Consider the following 20,260-nt stretch of genomic DNA (forward strand, 5'->3'; position numbering starts at 1 on the left):
GACTATTCATCTTTTTCTAACGAATCATGAGGACTATTGTCTCTTCGTTGATGAAAAACAAAGAATCAACCGCCAAACTGTTCTTGTCATTTTATACATGACAAAATCAATTCATTGGTCGATTCTGGTTAATTTAATTTGTTAGTTCACACATGGATCATTGTGCTAATTTTTTACTTAAACATCCACACTTCTTCCTGTTGAATGAGTCGATCAAGCGCCAATGTAGGTCACGCCACTACTATAAGCAATTGCATTAGGTAAGACACGATACGAAATCGTTTGATCATTGATGACATTGCTTTCAGAAATAATGATTCCATCAGAAGTGACCGCTTCAACAAAAGCAACATGTCCATATTGATTATCTGCGCCAGCAACTCCTGGTTGGAAACTAATCGCACGACCAGCTTTAGGCAATGAACTAACTTGATAGCCTAATGCACGTCCTTTTCTTCCCCAGTCACTGCCATTTCCCATAAATTCATCCACAGAAGTGCCCAACTGTTTGAAACGATTATAGACATACCACGTACACTGGCCCACGGGATAGCTACCACTTCGATTATAATTGATCCCATCATAGACTGGAAAATGCATTTGTTGCTGTTCCGCTTCCGACAGCTCATTTTTAGATTGGATAATCAAACCGTCTGCTGTTTTTGGTAAATCAAATTGCGTTAAGTTATAAACCGCAATTAACGAATTTAATTTATTATCGTATTGCTTGTCTGTTGCATATTTACCTGTTAAAAAACGCGTTGCTTGAAGGTAGTTTTTGGCTTCCGAACGCCACGCTGGTTTATAAAAATCTTGATTTCCGTCAATCCCTTGTCGGAGTAATTGAACATAATCTTGCAATGAGTCATTATAACCACCGTAATCGCGAAACCCAGCGGAAATTGTATAAAGTTGGCCCCTCTGATCAGCCTCTTTTGTTGAAAAGCTAACACTATTTCCTTGGAACGAACCTTTCACGCCAAAGAGATTATAATAAGGTTCTTTGGCTAGTTGACTTTCGCCAGAGCCACTTTCTAAAATAGCCTGAGCTATCATCACTGATGCAAAAACATCGTATTTTTCGCCAAGTTCTCTGGCTGTCTCACCAATTTTTTTAATAAACGCTGTGGCTTGTTCTGACTTCTGCATTTCAAATGACGCACCATATGTTGCTAAAACTTCTTTGCCATACTCCGTTAATATGAACTCCTTAAAAGGATTAGTCACTACCAAGCGTTTTTCCTCTTTTGAGTCTGGTTGTTGTTTGGCAGTATAGATATTCTCTAACTGAGCGATTACTTCTGGTTTCTCTTTAGAATCCGCTTCCGCTGCGGCAATTAAATATTTTCCTTGGCCAAGATAAACACCATTTTGAAGCGTTTTTCCTTCAGCTGTTTGCCAAAAAATCAGATCACCAGGTTCTGCCTCCTCTATAGAACGAACTTTACCAAATGTCATTTGTTCTTGCGGTGTACTGCCAATGTCTATTTTAAATAATTGTTGGTAAATTTTTTGGGCAAGGAAACTACTGGTCAATGCTTGCTCCGTCAAATTAAATTCTTTTTTTGTTTTCCCAATGTGTCTTAATGCTTCAGCCACCACGACTGCCCGTTTCTTTTCGCCAAAAGACGACAACAGTGGCAGTTCGTAGCCTTTTAAATTTGAAGAAGCTATTTCATCTACTTTGAGGGACGGATTTAACGATACAGCCTGATTTTCTTCAACAACGTTATTGGTGGCTTCAGGAACTTGAATAGGTTCTTCAGGTTCTTGCTTGGTCACAGGAACTTGTGGTGGTTGAACTTGTGGTGGTTGCGATTGTTCAATAGGCTGCGTGATTTCTGATGATACCGTTGGCTCTGTAGGTTCTTTTTTTGTTTCAGAACTAGTATTTGTGGTTGTCGTTTCTGTCGTTGAATGACTCGTTGATTCGGTAGTCGTATCGGTAGAACTATTTGATTCAGATGACGAACTACTAGTGGACGTTGTCGATGTAGCAACAGTTGTTTCAGTTGTTTCGGTTGTTTCGGTTGTTTCAATTACTTTTTCTTCCGAAGTAATTGTCGTTTCCGAGGACAGAGCTGTTTGTAGCGAGCTACTTGGTAATTCTGCAGCCAACGTAACAACTGGAGCGACTTCCAAACTCAGAAGAACGAGAATACTTGTTAAAACAAGTAGTTGATTCTTGATTTTCTTTCTTTTCATTCGTAAAAATCCTCTCCTATTACTTACTTGCGCATTTGCACACTGTTTTTGTACAAATGCGCCTTGTAAGTTAATGATACGCTAATTTTGTCTTTTTTATTTTTGAAGAATAATTTTCCTAAACCAATACTTACTATCAATAGAAAACCACTGATTGACCAGATTGGCGAAACAACTTCATTTGCTTTTGGCAAAGTACCAGAAGTGGTGGTTTTTGTTGTCGTTCCACCTGCTGCTGTGCCCTTTCCTGGACTGGTTACGCTACCAGTCCCGCTAACCGTGCCATGATTTCTATTGTTGCCTGTAGAGTTGCTACTGATTGGCTCTTCTGCCATTGCTTCAATGGCTTGTGCTAAAATACTTAAACATTTGTCCACAGCTTCTTGCGTCGCACTTGGGTCCTCAACAAGTGCTTTTGCTTGTTTAATTGCTTCAGCTAAAGCTTCTTGCGATGCTTTTGTAAATTGTTTTCCTGCTTTAGGTTTCAAGGTTTCTGCTTTTTGAAGCAGTTCTCTCAACTTTGTTTTATCCGCTTGAAGGACTTGTTCCTCTAAACTATCCAAAGCAGTTTTTACATTTTTTTCAGCAGTATCAATTTGTTCTTGCCGAGCATTTTTATCAGCTAAAATCCCTTCCGCTTGGTCAATTGCTTCAGTTAAGCGCGCTTTAGACTCGCTGGTAAATTCTTTTCCGGCAGATGGTTTGATTGCTTTTGCTTTGGCTATCATTGCCTCTAAGGCTTTTTTATCTGTAACTAACGCTTCTTCTTGTAACCCATCGATGGCACTAGTTAATTCAGCAACCGCTTCATCAATCATTTTTTGATTAGCTGCTGGGTTTTCCAATGTGTTTTTAGCTGCTAAAAGCGCTTTTTGTAAATCTTGTAACGAGGAGGCAGTAAATTGGTGCCCTTCACTTGGAGTGACTTGCTGCGCTCGTTTGACTACTTCTTGTAATTGGTCTTTATTTACAAGGGGTACTTCTTTTAATTGAGCCATTGCAGTTTCCAATGCGTTTAGAGCCTCAGAGACTTCTTCTTTTGTCGCCGTTTCTTTCGCTACGATTGCTTCAGCCGCTTGAATTGCTTCTTGCAATTGTTTTTCTGTTTCTTTTGTAAATTGGTATCCTTCTTCCGGCTTTCTTCCTCGAGCTTGAGCGATTTTCTCTTTTAAGGTTTCCTTATCAACGGCGACGGGTTGTTCTTTTAATTGTGCAATTGCTTCACGCAATGTTTTAGTCGCTTGGTCTATTTCTTCTTGGGTAACTTTTTCTTGAGCAAATACTTTTTGAGCTGCTGCTAATGAGTCTTCGAGAACTTTTTTAGTTTCTTCGGTGAATTCTTGCCCATCACTTGGTTTCTTCGCCAGCCCCTCTTGAATTGCTTTTTCTAAATCAGCTTTATTCGCTACATCAGGCATTTTTTCCAACTGACTTGCAGCCTTTTCTAGGTTTTCCACAGCAGCAGAAACGTCTGTCTGTGTGGCTTGTTCATTGGCTAGAACAGCTACTGCCTCATCTAAGACTGGTTTAAAAATTGCCCAAGTTTCAGGCGTATATTCTTTTTCGACACGTGCTTGATTTAGCGTAATTAGCGCTTGTAATAACTCTTTATCTACTAGCTCTGTGGGCTTCACTGTTACAGAAAAATCTGAAAGTGTGGCTTGTTGGAATCCTTGGCCTACTAATAAGCCTTGACTCATATCAAATTGTAATGGCTGCTCAACAGTTGTCGCACGTTTTACGCGAGTTGTTTCTTTTACTTTAACTTTAAAGGTAACTAAGTCCATTGAACCATTTAACAATTGTTTATTTCCTTGATTACTAAGAACTAAATACAGATTCTCCACATCATTTGAATGTTTCCGATATTTAGAATAATTTTCCATTTGTTTTGTATTATTCGTGGTTGCAGGCTGACCGACAAGTTCAAATTTGCTAGAATCAAAGGACATTTTTGTGCTTAACGCATTAATGTTTTTTAAGTCTTGACCTTTAAGTGTAAAGGTTAATGTATCGCCAGGAAGATAGGTATCCTTGCCATTTTCATTAACCACAGCAAGGGATAAACCGCCCGCAATTTCTTCGACATCAGGTATCTCAATCCCACCATCTAATTGTCGTAAAACATAACTGATATCATAAGCATCAATTACCCCATTTTTATTTAAATCGCCTTTTTCAACATAGCCATTAAAGTCACTGTCCACAGATTCTAAGCCTGTATAGTTTCGATAACTCATTGCATCATTTTCATCAATCGTTCCATCATTAGTAATGTCTCCATGTAAGATTCCTTCTGTTCCTGGTTGTTTGTAAAAGAGCATCTCACGACCAGAGCCAAAATTACCCACCGATTTTAATACCTTCATTTCAACAAAACGATACGCTTGCTCCTTCGTTTCAATGGTTTTTGTCAAAGCATCTTGCTTCCAGTTAATAGGTTCTGAAAACTCTGTCCAATTAGCTCCATCTTTCGACGTCCGATACTGGAGTTGCAAAATATTTCCGTTGCCGGCATTGTCTCTTGGCAAGTATTCAATTTTATCCATTTGATACTCCGCACCAAGATCAAATTTTAAAGACAAGAAATTTCCATCACTTGGATTAGCGATGCCGGTTGACCAGTTCGTATGCCAACCTGTACTCAAATCTTTATCTGTTAATTTCTTCAATTCTGCGCCTGGTTGTTCTGGTAAATTACTTGTTGCTTTGACTTGATTAATTGTTTCTTTATAGGGATCATCTTGTGTTTTTCCTTTAATCGGTTCACTCCATTCAGAGACCCCGTTTTTTCCAACAGCTCGAACTCGAAAAGTATGTTCGCTTAGGAAGGAAAATCCATCAAATGTTGCTGTATTCGTTTGAATATTTCCGAAAACAGTTCCGTCACGCTCTACTTCATAGCTTGTTGCCTCAGTTACTTGATCCCATTGAAGAGTCAAAGAAGATGGCGTTGTTTTTTCTTCATTGATTGCGACATTTGCCGGAATAGTTAACTGGTCATCGACCGTTGTATTTCCTCCGTCAACCGTTCCTTTATTAATGAAACCTTTGACAGTTATTTGAACATCTTTGGCGGTCACAGATTGTTTCGCTAGTTTTACTGATAACGCTGATTGGTTCAGTTTTTCTCCTGAAGCTTCAGAAAGATACTGATTCACTTGGAATTCTTTATCAAAATAATATAGATTTGTACCAGCTAAAAATTCTTCTTTATTAGCTGCTTGTTTCAAGGTTACTTCTGTTCCCCCCACCATTGCTGTTACGCTTTCGGGCGCTTCTGAAGCTAGCAAATCAAGCGTGGTGCTTCGTTCATCAACAAAGCCACTATAACTTCCTTTTGTCGGTTCGATAGTAACGGTCAGATCCCCTTTTTCGTTTGATTTAGGGCCTTGACTATTTATTTTAGTCGTAGCTGATTGCCCAGCTTCATAACTAGTTGAAATTCCGTCATCTTCATACATATTAAAAGAAGTGGTGCCATTTGGATAAATCAAGAAAGATCGTTGATCTCGTTGGATTTCCTTTGGATTGTTGTTTGGATTCGTCATTGGGATAATACTGCCATCTTTGACGAAAACGGGCACCTTCCACAGCGGTGTTTTTACTCCATTTAAGACACGGCCACCTTGATATTTTTCGCCTGTAAATAAGTCAACCCAGACTTGTTTTTCATCTGGTAAGTAGATTCCATCACGGATTGAATTTCCTGCCTCATCTTGATTGCCATTATAAATTGGGGCAACGAGTAAATTGGGTCCCCACATATATTGGTATTGAGAATCTTTTGTATATGCTGTTCCTTCATTAGGAAATTCTAAAGCCATGGCCCGTACCATTGGTAGTCCATCAACTGATTCCTTGGCAATACTGTAGTTATAAGGCATCATCATTGATTTTAATTTTAGATACGCTCGGTTCAAATCTGTGGCTTCTTGATCAAAAGCAAATGGCGTTTTTGGATTGGAGCCCCAGCCGTCCATATTTAGCTGCACTGGTGTAAAAGTTTTCCATTGGAAATCACGTATGTTGACCTCTTTATTTTTTCCACCAAAAATTCCATCCATATCTGAACCGACATTTGGTTGTCCAGACAACGAAGTCCCGATATATGTTGGGATATGGAAGCGAATATATTCCCATTGACCACCCGTTTGATCGCCTGTCCAAATACCAGCGTGCCGTTGGGTTCCGGCCCAACCATCTAATGAAACAATCATCGGACGAACTGCGCCGTCTGTTTCTTTTACAAAAACATTCGCGGCATCTTCTACACCATTTAAGCCAAAGGAATACCCATACCCGACCCACGCCACGTCAGTTTTGAGAGCTTTAACACCAGCGACACTAACTTCTTTCGCAATATCCCGTTCTCCTTTTTTAGGATTTTTAGGATCCGCTGGATGGAGATTAGATTGAGTCCACAGCCCCACTTCAACACCATTGGCTTGAGCATACTCTGTAAATTCTTTTAAGTTTTGTACATCGCCGTCCAATGAATCTGTTTGGCCATAGCCAGCACCGTAGCCGTCATTTGGCAAGAACCACCCTAACGGCATATCGTTTTTCTTATATCGATCAATAACTGCGCGTGCAGAAAATTGATAATTCTCTTTTTCTCCATTTAAAGATTCTAGCGTGCCATTTAAGTTTCCTAGATCGCCTGGTTGGTATTCTTTGTAAAAATTACCATCTTCAAACTTAACTGCTCCCGCGGTTCCTTCTGCTACTTTCACCCAATAGTCCCGATTATACGCGTTTAAATGTGCTTCATAGAACCCGTATTCTGGCATCAAAGCTGGTTTCCCGGTTAATTCATAGTAATCTTTTAAAATACCTGCTGAGGAATCATTAAAGAAATAAAAAGCATCAAAATCTGTTCCTTCGTGCGTTGTTGTGGTTGTTTGTGGATCATGACTTCCAAAATCATAGTTGCCAGGTTTCCATGTATTTCGAACAACGCCATACCCTGCAGTTGACCAATAAAATGGGTTAGGCGATGCTACTCCGCCATCTACCCAATTGTTCGTATTGACAATCTGGATAGCTGTTCCTTTATGCGTAAATCGACCATTTTGAGTTCCTCCGCCAAAATAATTTTCTTGACTACTTTGTTTTAACGTTTGTGTAGCTTTATCATTTTTAAAGGATAGCGGAGCGGTTTCTTCTAAAATAACTTGATTCTTTTTCTTGTCTAGAACCTTCATTAAAGCGCTTTCTTTTTCGAATATAATTTTTAAACCATTATTTTCTAGAATAAATTGGTTTCCTGAATCTGTGACGTTCGTTTGCTCAAAGGCTTGTGTGCCATAGTCGGCCATTGTTTTAGCCGTAATTTTCGCAACATGCTTTGGATCATTTGGCGTTGGATATTCTTCAAATTTACCAGTTGGATCTAGATGATAGCGAAAAAGATGGTCGTTTAAAATACTAATTTGTGCTTTTTTTCCAGAAGCATACGTAATGACAAAGTTTTTCTCCGCTTTTTCAATCGACACAATTGCTCCGACTGACGTTGCTGAATCAGCTACGTCTTCTTTTGCTGTTTGCTCTTGCGCATCAACCACTTGAGAATCCATCGTAACAAACGAATGGAACGCCAATACAGACGAACTCACTAATAAAAATGTCAACCAGTGCTTTTTACCGTAAATTTTTTTACCCTGATACTCTTTGTTCATTTTTTCCTCCTTAAAATTGCTCCCCATAGAATAGTTCCGACACAATTACTCACAAAATCCAAAACCCAACAAAGTTTTATCCAGATGAAAAGTCATAACGATTTTCTTAGTTTACTGAGACTGTTAGAAAGTCAGTTTCAGTAACCCCTCCATAAACACATCCTTTCAATAAATTATTAAATGAAAACAATCTATTTTCATCTTATATAAAAATTTTAGTACAGAATCACAATTTCCCGATGAATGCGTTTTCATTTGTTGACTACCAATTTTTCACTTTTTTAATAACATAATTATCGTATGATGGTTTTTTTGTGTTTGTCAACGGTTAATTATAGCAGCCACCATTAACAAGTATTAACCCTTGATAAACCTGTTAATTCACTTATAATGATGATTTTATTGCGAAAATATCTACATCAGAAAAAGAAAGACTTTTTTAAAAATCTAATACCTGTTACTCAAATTTAGTCTATTTAAAAATAATCAACACCCTCCTGCTCGGCAAGAGGGTGTTGATTACTCGTTTTTTAGTGATTGATTTGACTTGCTGGTGTGAAAAGCAAACTAATGATGATGCCAACTATCAGTACCGCTAGCAATATAAAAATTAACTTTCCAAACCGGTGATAGGGATTGATCGAAAGCCCAATCCCATAAACTTTCGGAACCCACAAAGGAGGCGTTGGATTATCTTTTTGATCTTTATAGGCTATCTTTAAAATCTGCCACGCAAAATACAACAATGGTAAAACCATAATTACCCCAACTATACCTAGCCATTTTGCTAATAAGTCACTAGTATGCAAAAGACTGATTGTCAGAATTGGTACAAACAAAAGAATAAAGCTAATTGTGGCTCCCACTTGTGCTTGTTTAAGCAGTCGTCTCTCACGGAGAGTAAGATTCGCAAACATTCCATCCATCCTTTCATGGTATTCAGATTAAATCAACGAATCACTAAAAAACTAAATTAACTGCGAAAATCAATGACCATGCGCCCGCGAATTTTTCCTTGTTCCATTTCTTCAAAAATAGCATTAATTTCTTCTGGTTGACGTGTTTGACAAACAGGAACAACTTTTCCTTCTGCACCGAATTGGAAAGCTTCTCTTAAATCTTGACGGGTTCCAACTAACGATCCGACTACGTGAATGCCATCAAGAACAAGACGTGGAATAGATAAATCCATTGTCTCAACAGGCAATCCAACGGCGACAACCGTTCCTCCCGCACGGACTGCATCGACTGCGCCATTAAATGCTGATTTAGCTACCGCAGTGACTACTGCTGCATGGACACCGCCAATTTCTTTTTGAAGTTGTGCAGCAAAATCAGGATCTTTAACTGGATTAATTAAAAGATCAGCACCCATTTCTTTCGCAAAAGCTAACTGATTATCATTCACATCAACAGCTACTACTTTTGCATTAAAGACATGCTTGGCATATTGTAAAGCTAGATTACCTAGCCCACCTAATCCTGAAATCATTAGCCATTGACCTGGACGAATCCCAGATTCTTTTATCGCTTTGTAGGTTGTTACCCCTGCACAAGTAATAGAGGAAGCTGGCTCTGATGCTAAATTTTCTGGCACTTTCATTGCATAACCGTCTGTGACGATGCATTCTTCGGCCATGGCACCATCAACTGTATATCCAGCATTTTTTACTGAACGACAAAGCGTTTCTCGACCAGAAGTACAGTATTCGCAATGCCCGCAGCCTTCATAAAACCATGCAACAGATGCACGATCACCAATTTTTAAACTAGTAACGTCTTTTCCAACCTCCGTCACAATCCCAATTCCTTCGTGACCTAAGGTACAACCGCTAACATCACCAAAATCTGCATTCTTAACGTGTAAATCCGTATGACAGACACCACAGACTTCCATTTTCAACCGCGCTTCATTATCTTTCAATGGACGCGATTCTTTTTCAACAATTTTTGTTGTTTTTCCTTTTGCTGCGACAATTGCTTTATACATGGTTCTTTCCTCCTTGTTTCTATTGTGAATCATTGAACAATAATAGTATAATACTACTTTCCAAAATAAGGAACACCAATGACTTGCGTAAATTAACGTTAATTTGACAATTTATCCTTGCTAGACAGCTATTCTTCCCTTATGTCATAGATAATTCATACTGGCATGATTTTTTCTGCATAATTGTCAACTATTTTAAAGGCAGGTTTTACAACTTCATTTTTTCCTTCTTTTTTCCCAAGATATAGCAGACGGTACCTAAAATAACTAGAATTAAAAAGGCCATGAGGTACTTAAGCCAGTGAAGGTTTTTGACTTTATGATCAACAGAACGCTTATTATACTGATCAGCTTGCTTTTTGTTTATCGTGAAATCTTTTGAGAACGTCCAGCTCCCCTCATGGTTTTTCAACTTAATGGTATAGGTATAGTCTCCAGGTTTAAACGAATCTTTCAGTAAAATAGGTAGGTCAAACCTTGTGTTTGGTGCAAAACTAAGATTATTTTTCTTTTCGTGAATGATCGTTTTGTTTGTTCCTTTTTCTTTAACAAAAAAATCTCCTTCGACTTTTGACAATAACTTCCGCTGTGGATTTTTAATTTCCATCGAAACAGTATTGTGGCGGTTAATTTGCCCAATTTTAACAGAACCACTTTCCAATTTTGCAGGTATGGTCTCTGCTGTTTCATTCACCCGAATAGCAATCGTATGCATATAAACATTTTGAATCCCACCCTTGCTTTGGTCCCCAGCTATCTCTACAGGTCGAATCGTCACTCCACCTAATAAAATTCCTGAGAATAACTTTTCTGGCATCGTTATTTGAAAATCAATCGTTTGTGATTGTTTACCAGGAACACTAATGTCCTTCCTATTGGGACTAATCAAATCACTAAGTACCAAACTCATCGATGGATCTTTTTCAAAGCTACTTTTTGTATAGTCAACTATCCCATTACTATTTGTTGTTGCTGTATTTACCTGAACTTTAAATTTTTGAGGGTTCGGCGTAGTATTGGTTATCGTTAATTTGAATGTATCTTTTTGTTTCGGAGTTAATGTCATATCAAAAAAATTACTGGTTTTGTTATTTTGAGTTGCTCCGAAAACGGGTGTGACTGTATACGCATTCGCATTGTCAATTGTTGCTGAACTATTGGTATTAGACGGCTCTGCCCAGGCACGCATCGCTCCACCTAAACAGAGAATAGTCAATATAAAAAGTATCTTTAAAATTCTTTTCAATTTATCTGCCTCGTTTTCTTACATCGTTTTATGTTAAATTCTTAGGCGGGTGCTCCATCGATGGCATTCCAGACGATGGTCCCAGAGTAGGTATTTGCAGCAATACTTTTAGGTATATTTAACGTTGCATTTAAATCGGCTGTCGTGACAGTGTCTGATAAACGGATATCACTTTTATCTAGCGAAATAATGGTTGAAGCATCTGTGGTTAAATCAACGCCCGTAAAGGTACCTTTTTCAGAAGATCCGTCAGGTTTTTTAGTGTCTAAATGAAGTGTCATTCCGTCTAAGCCAGTGACACCTTTTCCTTTATCTTCTAAATTCGCTGTCAGATACCAACCTGTATTCGTTGTCCCACGATTATCATTAATGATAAGTTGCGACTTGCTTTGATCTGGTTGCGTATGATCTTGGCCGTCTTTTGTCACCGTCCCAAAGTTAATTTGTGCTAATGGTGTAATGGTTAATCCGCCACCCAAAACCGACACATTCGCTGTGGTATTGGTATTATCAGCCGCATTTACAGTTTGTTGACCAATTAAAAAAATCCCCGTTCCTAAAGTGACAGTTAAACCAATTATTTTTTTATTCATTATTTTTCCTCTTTTCTTTATAAAGTCCGACGATTAATGTACTTCCGAGTACCACGATCCCTAAAATCGTCTCTTGAGACGTAATCTCGTTTGTTTTTGGTAAAAAATTAGGTTGTCCTCGTGAAGTTGGCATATCGTTAGTCTGAGGTATAAGCTCATTGGGATGTGGAACAATATCCTCACTCTCTTTCACTATTACCATGACTTTTGTGCCAGCTTGTGCGTCAGTTGTCTTGTCTTCAGCTTGTGCTTGAATTGGCAAACCGAGAATAAAGGCAACAAACAATAAATCATAGATAAACCATTTCACAGCTATTCCCTCTTCCCTTACGGTGTTGCTTCTAAGTTCCAAATTAACTGAGCTTCATATTTATCAGCAGGTGTGACTTTTGAAATAGTTAATGTGGGCAATAATTGTAATTTCGTCAAAACTTTTTTATTTTTGATAGATTGGTTACTTACATCAGCTACTAATTGTTGCTCATCGTTAACCATAATATTTTGCTCAGTTGTTACATAATCGACTGACTTTGGATTTAGCGTGAGATCAAGCCCTGCGTCTTTCCACGCTTGTGTTTTCTGATCATTTAAATTATAGGCTACTTCAAGCTGCCAGCCAGTTGTCCGATTAGGATCCCCCGTATCTTCAATGTTCATCTCACAATTTTTTAATGTCTGTGTTTGATCTTGGCCATTAAATTTTACGTTCTCAAAAGGCATTAGTTGTTCAGATAAGTGATAAAAGTCTAGACGATTAGAGTAATAGTAGGTCCAATCAACAGTAATACTTTTACTAAAACCTACTATTTTAGAGATATCATAAGTAATTTTATAGACGCCTGCTACTTCATCGTTTACCTGATCAGGCGTATAGCAAATCGTTATCTTACTATAAGGAATGGACTGTCCATCATTATCTGTTGCACTATCAAAAAGACGTTTTGGATCGAAGGGCGTCCCCACAGAAAAGCTGTCGTTATGTGCACCAATATGAGCTGAAGAGGGAATGACTTCTAGTGCAGTCTGCGCCTCTAATCCTAGGTAGTTATAATCAATTTCATATTTACCAACCACTTTTGTATCCACCGCATCTACTGGGACCTTTTGCTCTCCGTCCAGTTTATATATGATGACACTTACGTCTCGAAAATCACCTTTTTTACCATCTGGTGTTTGTAAGCTAGTCACTTCACTTTCTGGTTGCCATTGAGTATATTGATAAATCGTATCTTGAGATTTAACTTTAATTTGCGCTTGATCAATGTGCACAGCTAAACTTTTCTCATTTGAGTAGCTTTTAGATGTATCATCAACATCAAGAATTCTAAATGTTAATGTGTAATCTCCTGAAGTTGGTAAAGCATCTGCTAAACAGTTAAAACTAACGCAATCATCTGTGACTGGTAAATTTTTTAAATCTTGCTCCCCAATTTTATGAAAATCAGTTTGGGCAGCACCTGAAATTTTTTCTTCAATTTGAACTTTTCTAGTTGTCGGAGCCTTAACGGTTAGTTCTACTGGTATCTTTTGTTGCGGGTGAAATGTTGTTTGACCTTTAACAAAAGCTGCCTTTTCTAAACTTGGCACTTGGTAGGGATCTGTTGTGACGCGCATATATGTTTTATCTGTGGGCTCTGAAGAATCCGTCCCTGGCGGATTGACTAACGGCAGCCCACAACCATCTTTGCCACTAAATAAATAGGTTGTTAACCCGTTTTGTTGTTGTGAAGAGACATTCACATTGGCCTTAGGATCAACTGTGTGAGTATGAAAATTAACTACGCGCGCAAACCGTTGAGCAACATACCCATCTGTCCAATTAAGCGGATTGTCTTGTCTTTGGTTCATCGTAAACTTTGGTGATAAAAAATCCCCTGGTAACATCGTTTTGCTTTCAGGTATTTCAGGATATTTAGAGGCATCTTGGGTATTGTAATTGGATAATGGATTGTCTTTATCGCCGCTGTCCCATGGCGAGATATAAGAAGACCAAGTAGCCACTTTCCCAGTGATTCCAGTGATAATTTGATGATTCAAATTATTTGGATCTTGCTTTGCTGCTGCCGCTAAACTTGTCGCACGTAACCACATGTCTGGACTAAGCAATATCCAATTATGATTAACCGTATTCGTTGTATCTGATTCGTAAGTTCGACCAAAAAAATCTGCCGACAACGAAAATTGATCACTTTCAGTGCCATCCGACAAAACATTTGATACTGGTAAGCGATGTTTCGTTAAATTTTTATTGAGGGAATAATCCTTTGAATCGCCATCCTTCATTAAAGTAGCTACATCTAAATCAAAATGAAGTTCAAATTTTATGGCCGATTTGTCAGGTTCATGTCGCCAAATTTCATAAAGTTTAGTAAAAGAAAAATTAATAGTGTCCCCCCGTTCACAAAACATCACCTGATGCTCAGTATCAATTCCGCTATAATCTTGATCAGGATCACCCCATCCCGGTGAACCATCTTCTGAAGAACCGTTAAACGTCCGCATTCCTTTTGTGTTAACAATTGGTATTTGTGTGTTTTTTTGTCCACTAATTGAATAAAAATTTTCTGGATTATCCGCAAAAGCCTTGTCATAAGCCGCTTTAAAATTATCTGCACTTATATTTTCTGGCAAATGAAACATCAGTCCATATTGCATTCCTACAGTACCAAAAGAAAGAAACTTCAATGCTTCTGTATGAGAAGTGTCCACTGTTCCGTATAATTTTACGTGTAATTTTCCTCCAAATGATCCATCAGGACCACCACCACCGTCATGGCTTATCTCCATTCCATAAGGTAAATCAGTTCTCAAATCAATGGCTATCCCTCCCGCTTGATAGAGCGAAGCTGCCTCACATTCTTGAAAATGCACGCTCAAAAAACAAGAAATCGATACCAATAGTAGACAAGAGTAAAAGAAATAAGCAATGCTTTTTTTTCTTTTGTAGGTTGGCATTTTCATTTTTAATTGTTCGTTGATTTTTTTCATTGCTTACTCACCTTGACCTTTTTTGGAATTAGAAACTAAATAATAATTATTCTAACTACTGCTAGCTTATCAACATTGAAATTGCTTTGCCACACACAATTAATGTATAAGGCTGTACATTAATTGTGATGGCCGCTTCTTATTACGCTTGTGTTAACATATCAATACAAAAATTTAAAGAAAGTAGACTACAATGAACCTAAATTTTACTTTTGGAGGTCCATAACATGTTTCCATCCTACCTAACGAATGAGCTAGAAATTTTATTTTATATAGTGAAGCGAGCTCATACGTCATTAAATGAAATTTCTTCCAATTTAAAAATTTCAAAAAGAACGGTCAAGGAAAATCTGATAAAAATAAATCAAGAATTCGAGGATACTTATCAAATCCAACATTTTATTGTCTCTAACAATAATGGCATTGTTTGTGTAAATCCAGCGTACCGAAAAAGCGCGGTCGAATACGCCTACACGTTAAAACTCAATCTTTTAAAAAACAATGTACAATTTAATTATTGCGTACAATTGGTCACACATTCTTCCATTGATAAAAACGAATTAATTAAAGTTTTATATATTTCTGAACATTATCTGGTAAAAATCACGAAACAACTGAATAACTTTTTTAAAATTTTTGATATAGTAATCGTTAGTATTAAGGGTATTTATCAATTAACTGGCAATGAATTATCGATTCGAGTGTTTTCTTTCATTTTCCTACAAGATTCCTTTCAAGAATTGGCTTGGCCTTTCTCTAAAATAAGTCTTGAAGAAATAAAAAAAAGTCTACCCGATGAACTTCTTGAACGATCCTATAAAAATGTCCGAATGAAGAAAAGAGCGTTTTATATTTTATATGCGATATTTAAAACTAGAACAAGTGCACAAAACTTCTTAAAGATGCCGCACTCTAAAAACCTGCATTCTTTTTTTATTCTGATCAATCAATACAGTCATGTGACTTTATTTTTTCTTGAACACTCTTTCGCTGACATTCAATGCGAAACAAGAAAAACTGAAATTTTATACTTTAATTTTTTATCTCGCATTTTTATCCCTTATATCTTTTCGGAAAAGCAAACGAAACAAATAGAAAAATTATTTATAGAATCTAACCATCCTTATTGTGTCTTATCAAAAAAATTGTTTAAGCAAGTAGCCTACTTACTGACAAATCAGCATGATTATCAATACGTTTACTATCTTTCTATTTTTAATGCTTGGTACTTTTTAACGGAGGGCAATTATTATACTTTTTTAACACTTTATTTACCGCAGCCAGAAATTTGTACTCCGTCAGATGTGGCATACTTTAATCGAATAAAAGGAACGGTGGCAAAATTAGTTCACCAAGAAACGCATTTAGAGTTACTCAGTCAACTGCTTTACACATTGTCTGTGTCCGAAAAAAAAGTACAAGTGAGAATCTATTTACAAATTATCAAAGATTTTTATGCAAGTTATTTTATTAAAACACGGTTATCCTCCTTATATAATACAAACGCAATCTCTATTACCGAAGACTTCACAAATGCGGATATCATCATCACAGATTCCTTCGAAAAAGCTACTTCTAATCAAGATATTTTCTACTTAGATTCCATTGAAAATGAAGAAAGTTGGCATGAGCTTACAGAATTTATTCAACAAAAATATATGGCTAAACTTAATGTTGGCTTATAATTGTGAGTTTTCTTAAAAAGAGCAAATTTGAAAAAAAAATTTAGAGGTGTATACTAGCAGAGGAATAATTTTTTAGCTTTTAATAAATTTTTAAAGAAGGAATGTTTTGTGAAATTATCTATCAAAAAATTTTTTGAGGTCTTCTTAGAATCGTCTTGGGCGTATAGTCGTCCTATACTAACTTTTGATACAAGACAGAACTGGTTTGCTCTTGTTCTTAGTATCATTATTGCAAATGCTGTTGGTGCTGTTCTAACAATAGTCTTTCCTTTCGCTTTTGTTTTAGTAAATGTTGGTAGCTTTTTGGGCACTGTAATTTGTGTCTTACCACGACATAGCTCTCCACAAAGAAGTGCCATAGATGGTATTTTAATGATTTTTCTTGGTGCCAGTCTGGGGATACTTTTACAGTCGTCAAGTATATTCATTATTTTATTATTCGTCCTTGGTTTGTATTTTTCAGGGATTGTAAGAAACTTTAGTATTGGTCTGTATATTCGATGTCTCTTTGGGACCATTTCTTTACTAGCTGGTGCGCAATTAAAAGGCAATTTGTCTATTGGTCAAACTTTTGAAGGTCTGGGTGCAATAATTTTAGGTATGTCCATCCTTTGTTTGTTCTATTGTCTTTATTCTAAGCCGCAAAATAATGAAGCACGAAAATTAGTAGCCGATTTATATGAACAATTATATTTATTAGCACAAGGAAAACCCGCACGCTATGTCCATTTCAGAATAAAAGTACGCGAATCTGTTGAAACGATGCCATGGGTCAATCATCAAAAAACACCATGGATTTATCCCTTGGTTTCACAAGCAGATGCAATTGCAGGCTCGTTAGATTCAACCAATGCAGCTGAAAATCTTCCTGCTTTAAAAGCAATTCAACTCTTTTTAAAAGGAGAACAATTAACCCTACCTCTTCAAGAATTTGCTTCAGCAAACACCGAAATAAAATCAGCAATCCTTTTGATACAAAACAAACAAACCTCTAAAAAAATCTCATTTAAATCTTTCTTACCCACAAAAGAAGGACTTGCAGAAGCCAAAGAGATCCTTCATTCTTACAAAGGCAGCTCTGCTAGATTCGCAATTCGTTTAGCTTTAACAGGTTTAGTGTGTCATTTTTGTTCGCTTATTCTTAATTACATGTACCCTTTGCCTTTAGCTAATCACGAATTCTGGGTAGTTATTTCTGGTTGTTTAATGGTTATGCCAGGTTATCATGGTACACTCGGTAAAATCACTTCAAGAACTATTGGTTCTATTTTAGGTGGTTGTTTAGGCATTTTTTTGTCTCAATTAATTGCTAACTTAACAAACCTAAATCCTTTATGGCCAATGCTATTGTCTTGTTTGCTAGTTATATTGTATGAAACCGTCCGTAAATTAAGTCAAGCATTTCTAATGCTAAGTGTGACCACTTGGTTAACTTTCACATTAGGTGGTAGTTCTGCAGGCTATACAAGAGTTTTTGATGTAATTATTGGTGCGCTGATTGCTTTTGTTATGTTTTTTATTTTCCCAACATGGCATAGTCAAGTATTACGTAAAAATATCAATAGTTGGTCAAAAACGATCAGCTCTATTTTGCTAGCGTTAATCAATGAAGAGACCACGTTGCCTAGTGATGCTTGGGTACTAGCTTATCGGGTACAACGTAGAGTAAACTATTCTATTCAAGAAATTGTTCTTGAATCTCCTATTTATAGTAACGATGCCTCCGCTGAAAACTTAATGCAACAAAAACAACTAAATGATCAACTGTTGGAAATGCAAACTGCTATGGAAGAGCTTCTTTTAGAACTTATGAAAACACAACACTACTTAAAAAAATTAACGCCAGTTAGGCCGGACACACTAAACACTGAGTTATTTAACTATTCACAGCAAATACTTTCACTCACGAATCCCAAAAATAATCGACTAATCAACCAGTCCAAACAATCCATTTATTTTCCTCAAATTGAACAATCACTGGTAATCTTAAAAAATTCTACAGCTAATTTCTTTTTAGCAAATATCAAATGATTAAATAGACAAAAAGCCTAGGAAAAATCCAAAGGGAATTTTTCCTAGGCTTAAAAGTTGATAAACTACTGGCAGAGTAATCAATGAAAACAACCGACCTAATCGAGCAGAAAACTTGGTTTTTGTAACGGAATACCCCTGTCCTGACTCCGTTACACCGACTCAATTTTATAAACTTATCTGTCTAACATTCACAAAAAACTTTTTTTTCAGTTTCTGTGAGGATATCATTCATTCGGCCAGATTTAAATCCCTCTAAGTCAAAAGTTACATAATTAAATCCTTGTTTTTTAAGATAATCTGCAATTTTTTCTCTGTTTTCTAATAACAGAGAAAGTTTGTCTTCTGGAATTTCAATCCGTGCTAAATCATGATGTGCTCTGACACGGACAATTGGAAAACCTATTTCCCGTAAATATTTTTCACTAGCAAATACTTGATCAATAGCTGAGCGTGTTAACTTAATGCCATAAGGAATTCTTGAAGCAATGCTACATGAGGCAACTTTACTCCAATTGGAAATACCTGCGTCTTTAGCAAGTTGACGTATTTCGATTTTATATAATTTAGCTTGTTGTAGCGGACTGATGACCCCTTCTTGATCTCTTGCTCTTAATCCAGGACGAAAGTCAGTATTATCATCCATAATCATCCCATCGGCCAGAACATCAAATCCCTCTTTCTGAATAGCCGAACGAATAGTTTTATATAATAATTTTTTACTGTAGAACCAGCTATTAGGGTTATTTGCAACAATTCTATCATCCGCTAATTCGCTCATTTCAAGGCCTAACACATTTGCTCCCAACCCATTAGCTAAATCAACCGCTTTATCAAACTCATCATCAGAAAATAATTCTGAATTTACAACAACCGCAAGTACATTTTCAGCACCTAAAGTGTCCAAAGCTTTTTTTAGCAAGTAAGAGCTATCAATTCCACCTGAATATGCAACAGCCAACTTATCCATTTTTTGTAATTCGCGAACTAAATTTTGTTCTTTCGTTTTCATGACAGACATTTAAACCATCTCCTATTGATTTTCTTTTACATAATTAATTATAGACATCTCCACATTAGAAAAAATCACGATTCATAGTATCAATTATTGTCAATATTTGTACACTTAATACCGTTTTAAATGTTGTAACAAGTTAGCATTGGCTTCTATCTCTTCCTTTGAGTACCTTGTGACAGCCGAATCAAACAATAAAATGGAATCAGCTTCCTCGCAAATACTCAAATAGTCATGGGTGGAAAGGATAATTGTTTTACCAAGTTGATGCAGATTTTTTATTATCTTTTTAAATAATTTTTCCGATTCTTTTGTCAACCCAGCAAACGGCTCATCTAATAAATACACGTCTGGATTCATTACTAACAGACTAGCAAAAGCCACTTTTTTCTTTTCTCCTCCCGATAATTGATAAGGCACTTGATTGCTTAAATGGGTAATTTTTAATAAATTCAAACAATCATTAATTCTTTTTGCTGTTTCATGCTCGGATAGTTGGAGCTGTCTAGGGCCAAATGCCAATTCGTCATAAACTGTTGCATTAAATAATTGTGTGTCCGTCTCTTGAAATAATATACCCAAATGAGCATAATACTTCTTTTTATGAATAGGGTCTTTTTTCCAGTCCGTTAATGATTGTTCCATAAAATAAATCGTTCCCTCGGAAGGTTTTAAAAAACCTGCGAGCAAATTTAAAAAAGTGGATTTTCCACTGCCGTTATCTCCCATCAAAACCAGATATTCTCCTCTGGCTATTTCCAAATTACAAGGCGAAAAAACAGGCTTCGTTTGATAGCGATAAACCAAATGATTTACTCGATACATA

At 36.8% G+C, this 20,260-nt stretch carries 12 protein-coding genes; 2 read left to right on the top strand and 10 right to left on the bottom strand.

Translation table 11 applies throughout. From position 1 onward, the window contains the following. Nucleotides 1-213: 213 nt before the first annotated feature. The 8 genes from IGK27_RS07660 to IGK27_RS07695 all read right to left on the bottom strand — a co-directional run bounded on the left by IGK27_RS07660 (nt 214) and on the right by IGK27_RS07695 (nt 14,703). On the bottom strand, nt 214-2,205 hold the full coding sequence (locus tag IGK27_RS07660; protein WP_033626455.1) for an amidase domain-containing protein: 1,992 nt from the start codon (nt 2,203-2,205) through the stop codon (nt 214-216). A gap of 23 nt (nt 2,206-2,228) precedes the next feature. Beyond that, nucleotides 2,229-7,913 carry a TIM-barrel domain-containing protein gene (locus IGK27_RS07665; RefSeq protein WP_236722039.1) on the bottom strand — a complete coding sequence of 1,895 codons (5,685 nt, stop codon included), beginning with the start codon at nt 7,911-7,913 and terminating at the stop codon, nt 2,229-2,231. A gap of 503 nt (nt 7,914-8,416) precedes the next feature. After that, complete coding sequence (locus tag IGK27_RS07670; RefSeq protein ID WP_002361986.1) at nt 8,417-8,812, bottom strand: hypothetical protein; 396 nt, start codon at nt 8,810-8,812, stop codon at nt 8,417-8,419. A gap of 47 nt (nt 8,813-8,859) precedes the next feature. Next, complete coding sequence (adhP, locus tag IGK27_RS07675; RefSeq protein ID WP_033626454.1) at nt 8,860-9,876, bottom strand: alcohol dehydrogenase AdhP; 1,017 nt, start codon at nt 9,874-9,876, stop codon at nt 8,860-8,862. A 208-nt stretch (nt 9,877-10,084) separates the two neighbouring features. Then, nucleotides 10,085-11,065 carry a DUF916 and DUF3324 domain-containing protein gene (locus IGK27_RS07680; protein ID WP_033626453.1) on the bottom strand — a complete coding sequence of 327 codons (981 nt, stop codon included), beginning with the start codon at nt 11,063-11,065 and terminating at the stop codon, nt 10,085-10,087. A 98-nt stretch (nt 11,066-11,163) separates the two neighbouring features. Further along, a complete protein-coding gene (locus IGK27_RS07685; protein WP_002357217.1) occupies nt 11,164-11,715 on the bottom strand; it encodes a hypothetical protein in 552 nt (183 codons plus the stop codon). After that, entirely contained in the window at nt 11,708-12,067 is a 360-nt protein-coding gene (locus tag IGK27_RS07690; protein ID WP_002397402.1) for a hypothetical protein, read from the bottom strand. The genes IGK27_RS07685 and IGK27_RS07690 overlap by 8 nt, the downstream gene beginning before the upstream one ends. Next, a complete protein-coding gene (locus tag IGK27_RS07695; protein WP_033626452.1) occupies nt 12,043-14,703 on the bottom strand; it encodes a bacterial Ig-like domain-containing protein in 2,661 nt (886 codons plus the stop codon). Before IGK27_RS07695 ends, IGK27_RS07690 begins: the two co-directional genes overlap by 25 nt. Nucleotides 14,704-14,930: 227 nt before the next feature. Here IGK27_RS07695 and IGK27_RS07700 point away from each other — a divergent pair, with 227 nt between their 5' ends. Both IGK27_RS07700 and IGK27_RS07705 read left to right on the top strand, forming a co-directional pair. Beyond that, entirely contained in the window at nt 14,931-16,388 is a 1,458-nt protein-coding gene (locus IGK27_RS07700; protein WP_002394536.1) for a helix-turn-helix domain-containing protein, read from the top strand. A gap of 108 nt (nt 16,389-16,496) precedes the next feature. After that, nucleotides 16,497-18,419 (top strand): FUSC family protein, encoded by a 1,923-nt coding sequence (locus tag IGK27_RS07705; protein WP_033626451.1) that lies wholly within the window; start codon nt 16,497-16,499, stop codon nt 18,417-18,419. A 184-nt stretch (nt 18,420-18,603) separates the two neighbouring features. Here IGK27_RS07705 and larE read toward each other — a convergent pair whose 3' ends face one another. Both larE and IGK27_RS07715 read right to left on the bottom strand, forming a co-directional pair. Further along, on the bottom strand, nt 18,604-19,440 hold the full coding sequence (gene larE, locus IGK27_RS07710) for an ATP-dependent sacrificial sulfur transferase LarE (RefSeq protein WP_002374609.1): 837 nt from the start codon (nt 19,438-19,440) through the stop codon (nt 18,604-18,606). A gap of 105 nt (nt 19,441-19,545) precedes the next feature. Then, nucleotides 19,546-20,259, bottom strand: coding sequence for an ABC transporter ATP-binding protein (locus tag IGK27_RS07715; protein ID WP_010819447.1), 714 nt, complete (start codon nt 20,257-20,259; stop codon nt 19,546-19,548). Nucleotide 20,260: the final 1 nt, after the last annotated feature.

It is taken from the genome of Enterococcus sp. DIV0236 (assembly GCF_050558525.1).
GTDB classification, from domain to species: Bacteria; Bacillota; Bacilli; order Lactobacillales; family Enterococcaceae; genus Enterococcus; species Enterococcus faecalis.

Excerpts from the sequence above, each read along its gene's own strand:
- IGK27_RS07660 (WP_033626455.1), bottom strand. The coding sequence starts at position 2,205 with ATGAAAAGAAAGAAAATCAAGAATCAACTACTTGTTTTAACAAGTATT.
- IGK27_RS07665 (WP_236722039.1), bottom strand. The coding sequence starts at position 7,913 with ATGGGGAGCAATTTTAAGGAGGAAAAAATGAACAAAGAGTATCAGGGT.
- IGK27_RS07670 (WP_002361986.1), bottom strand. The coding sequence starts at position 8,812 with ATGGATGGAATGTTTGCGAATCTTACTCTCCGTGAGAGACGACTGCTT.
- adhP (WP_033626454.1), bottom strand. The coding sequence starts at position 9,876 with ATGTATAAAGCAATTGTCGCAGCAAAAGGAAAAACAACAAAAATTGTT.
- IGK27_RS07680 (WP_033626453.1), bottom strand. The coding sequence starts at position 11,065 with ATGCGTGCCTGGGCAGAGCCGTCTAATACCAATAGTTCAGCAACAATT.
- IGK27_RS07685 (WP_002357217.1), bottom strand. The coding sequence starts at position 11,715 with ATGAATAAAAAAATAATTGGTTTAACTGTCACTTTAGGAACGGGGATT.
- IGK27_RS07695 (WP_033626452.1), bottom strand. The coding sequence starts at position 14,703 with ATGAAAAAAATCAACGAACAATTAAAAATGAAAATGCCAACCTACAAA.
- IGK27_RS07700 (WP_002394536.1), top strand. The coding sequence starts at position 14,931 with ATGTTTCCATCCTACCTAACGAATGAGCTAGAAATTTTATTTTATATA.
- larE (WP_002374609.1), bottom strand. The coding sequence starts at position 19,440 with ATGTCTGTCATGAAAACGAAAGAACAAAATTTAGTTCGCGAATTACAA.
- IGK27_RS07715 (WP_010819447.1), bottom strand. The coding sequence starts at position 20,259 with ATGTATCGAGTAAATCATTTGGTTTATCGCTATCAAACGAAGCCTGTT.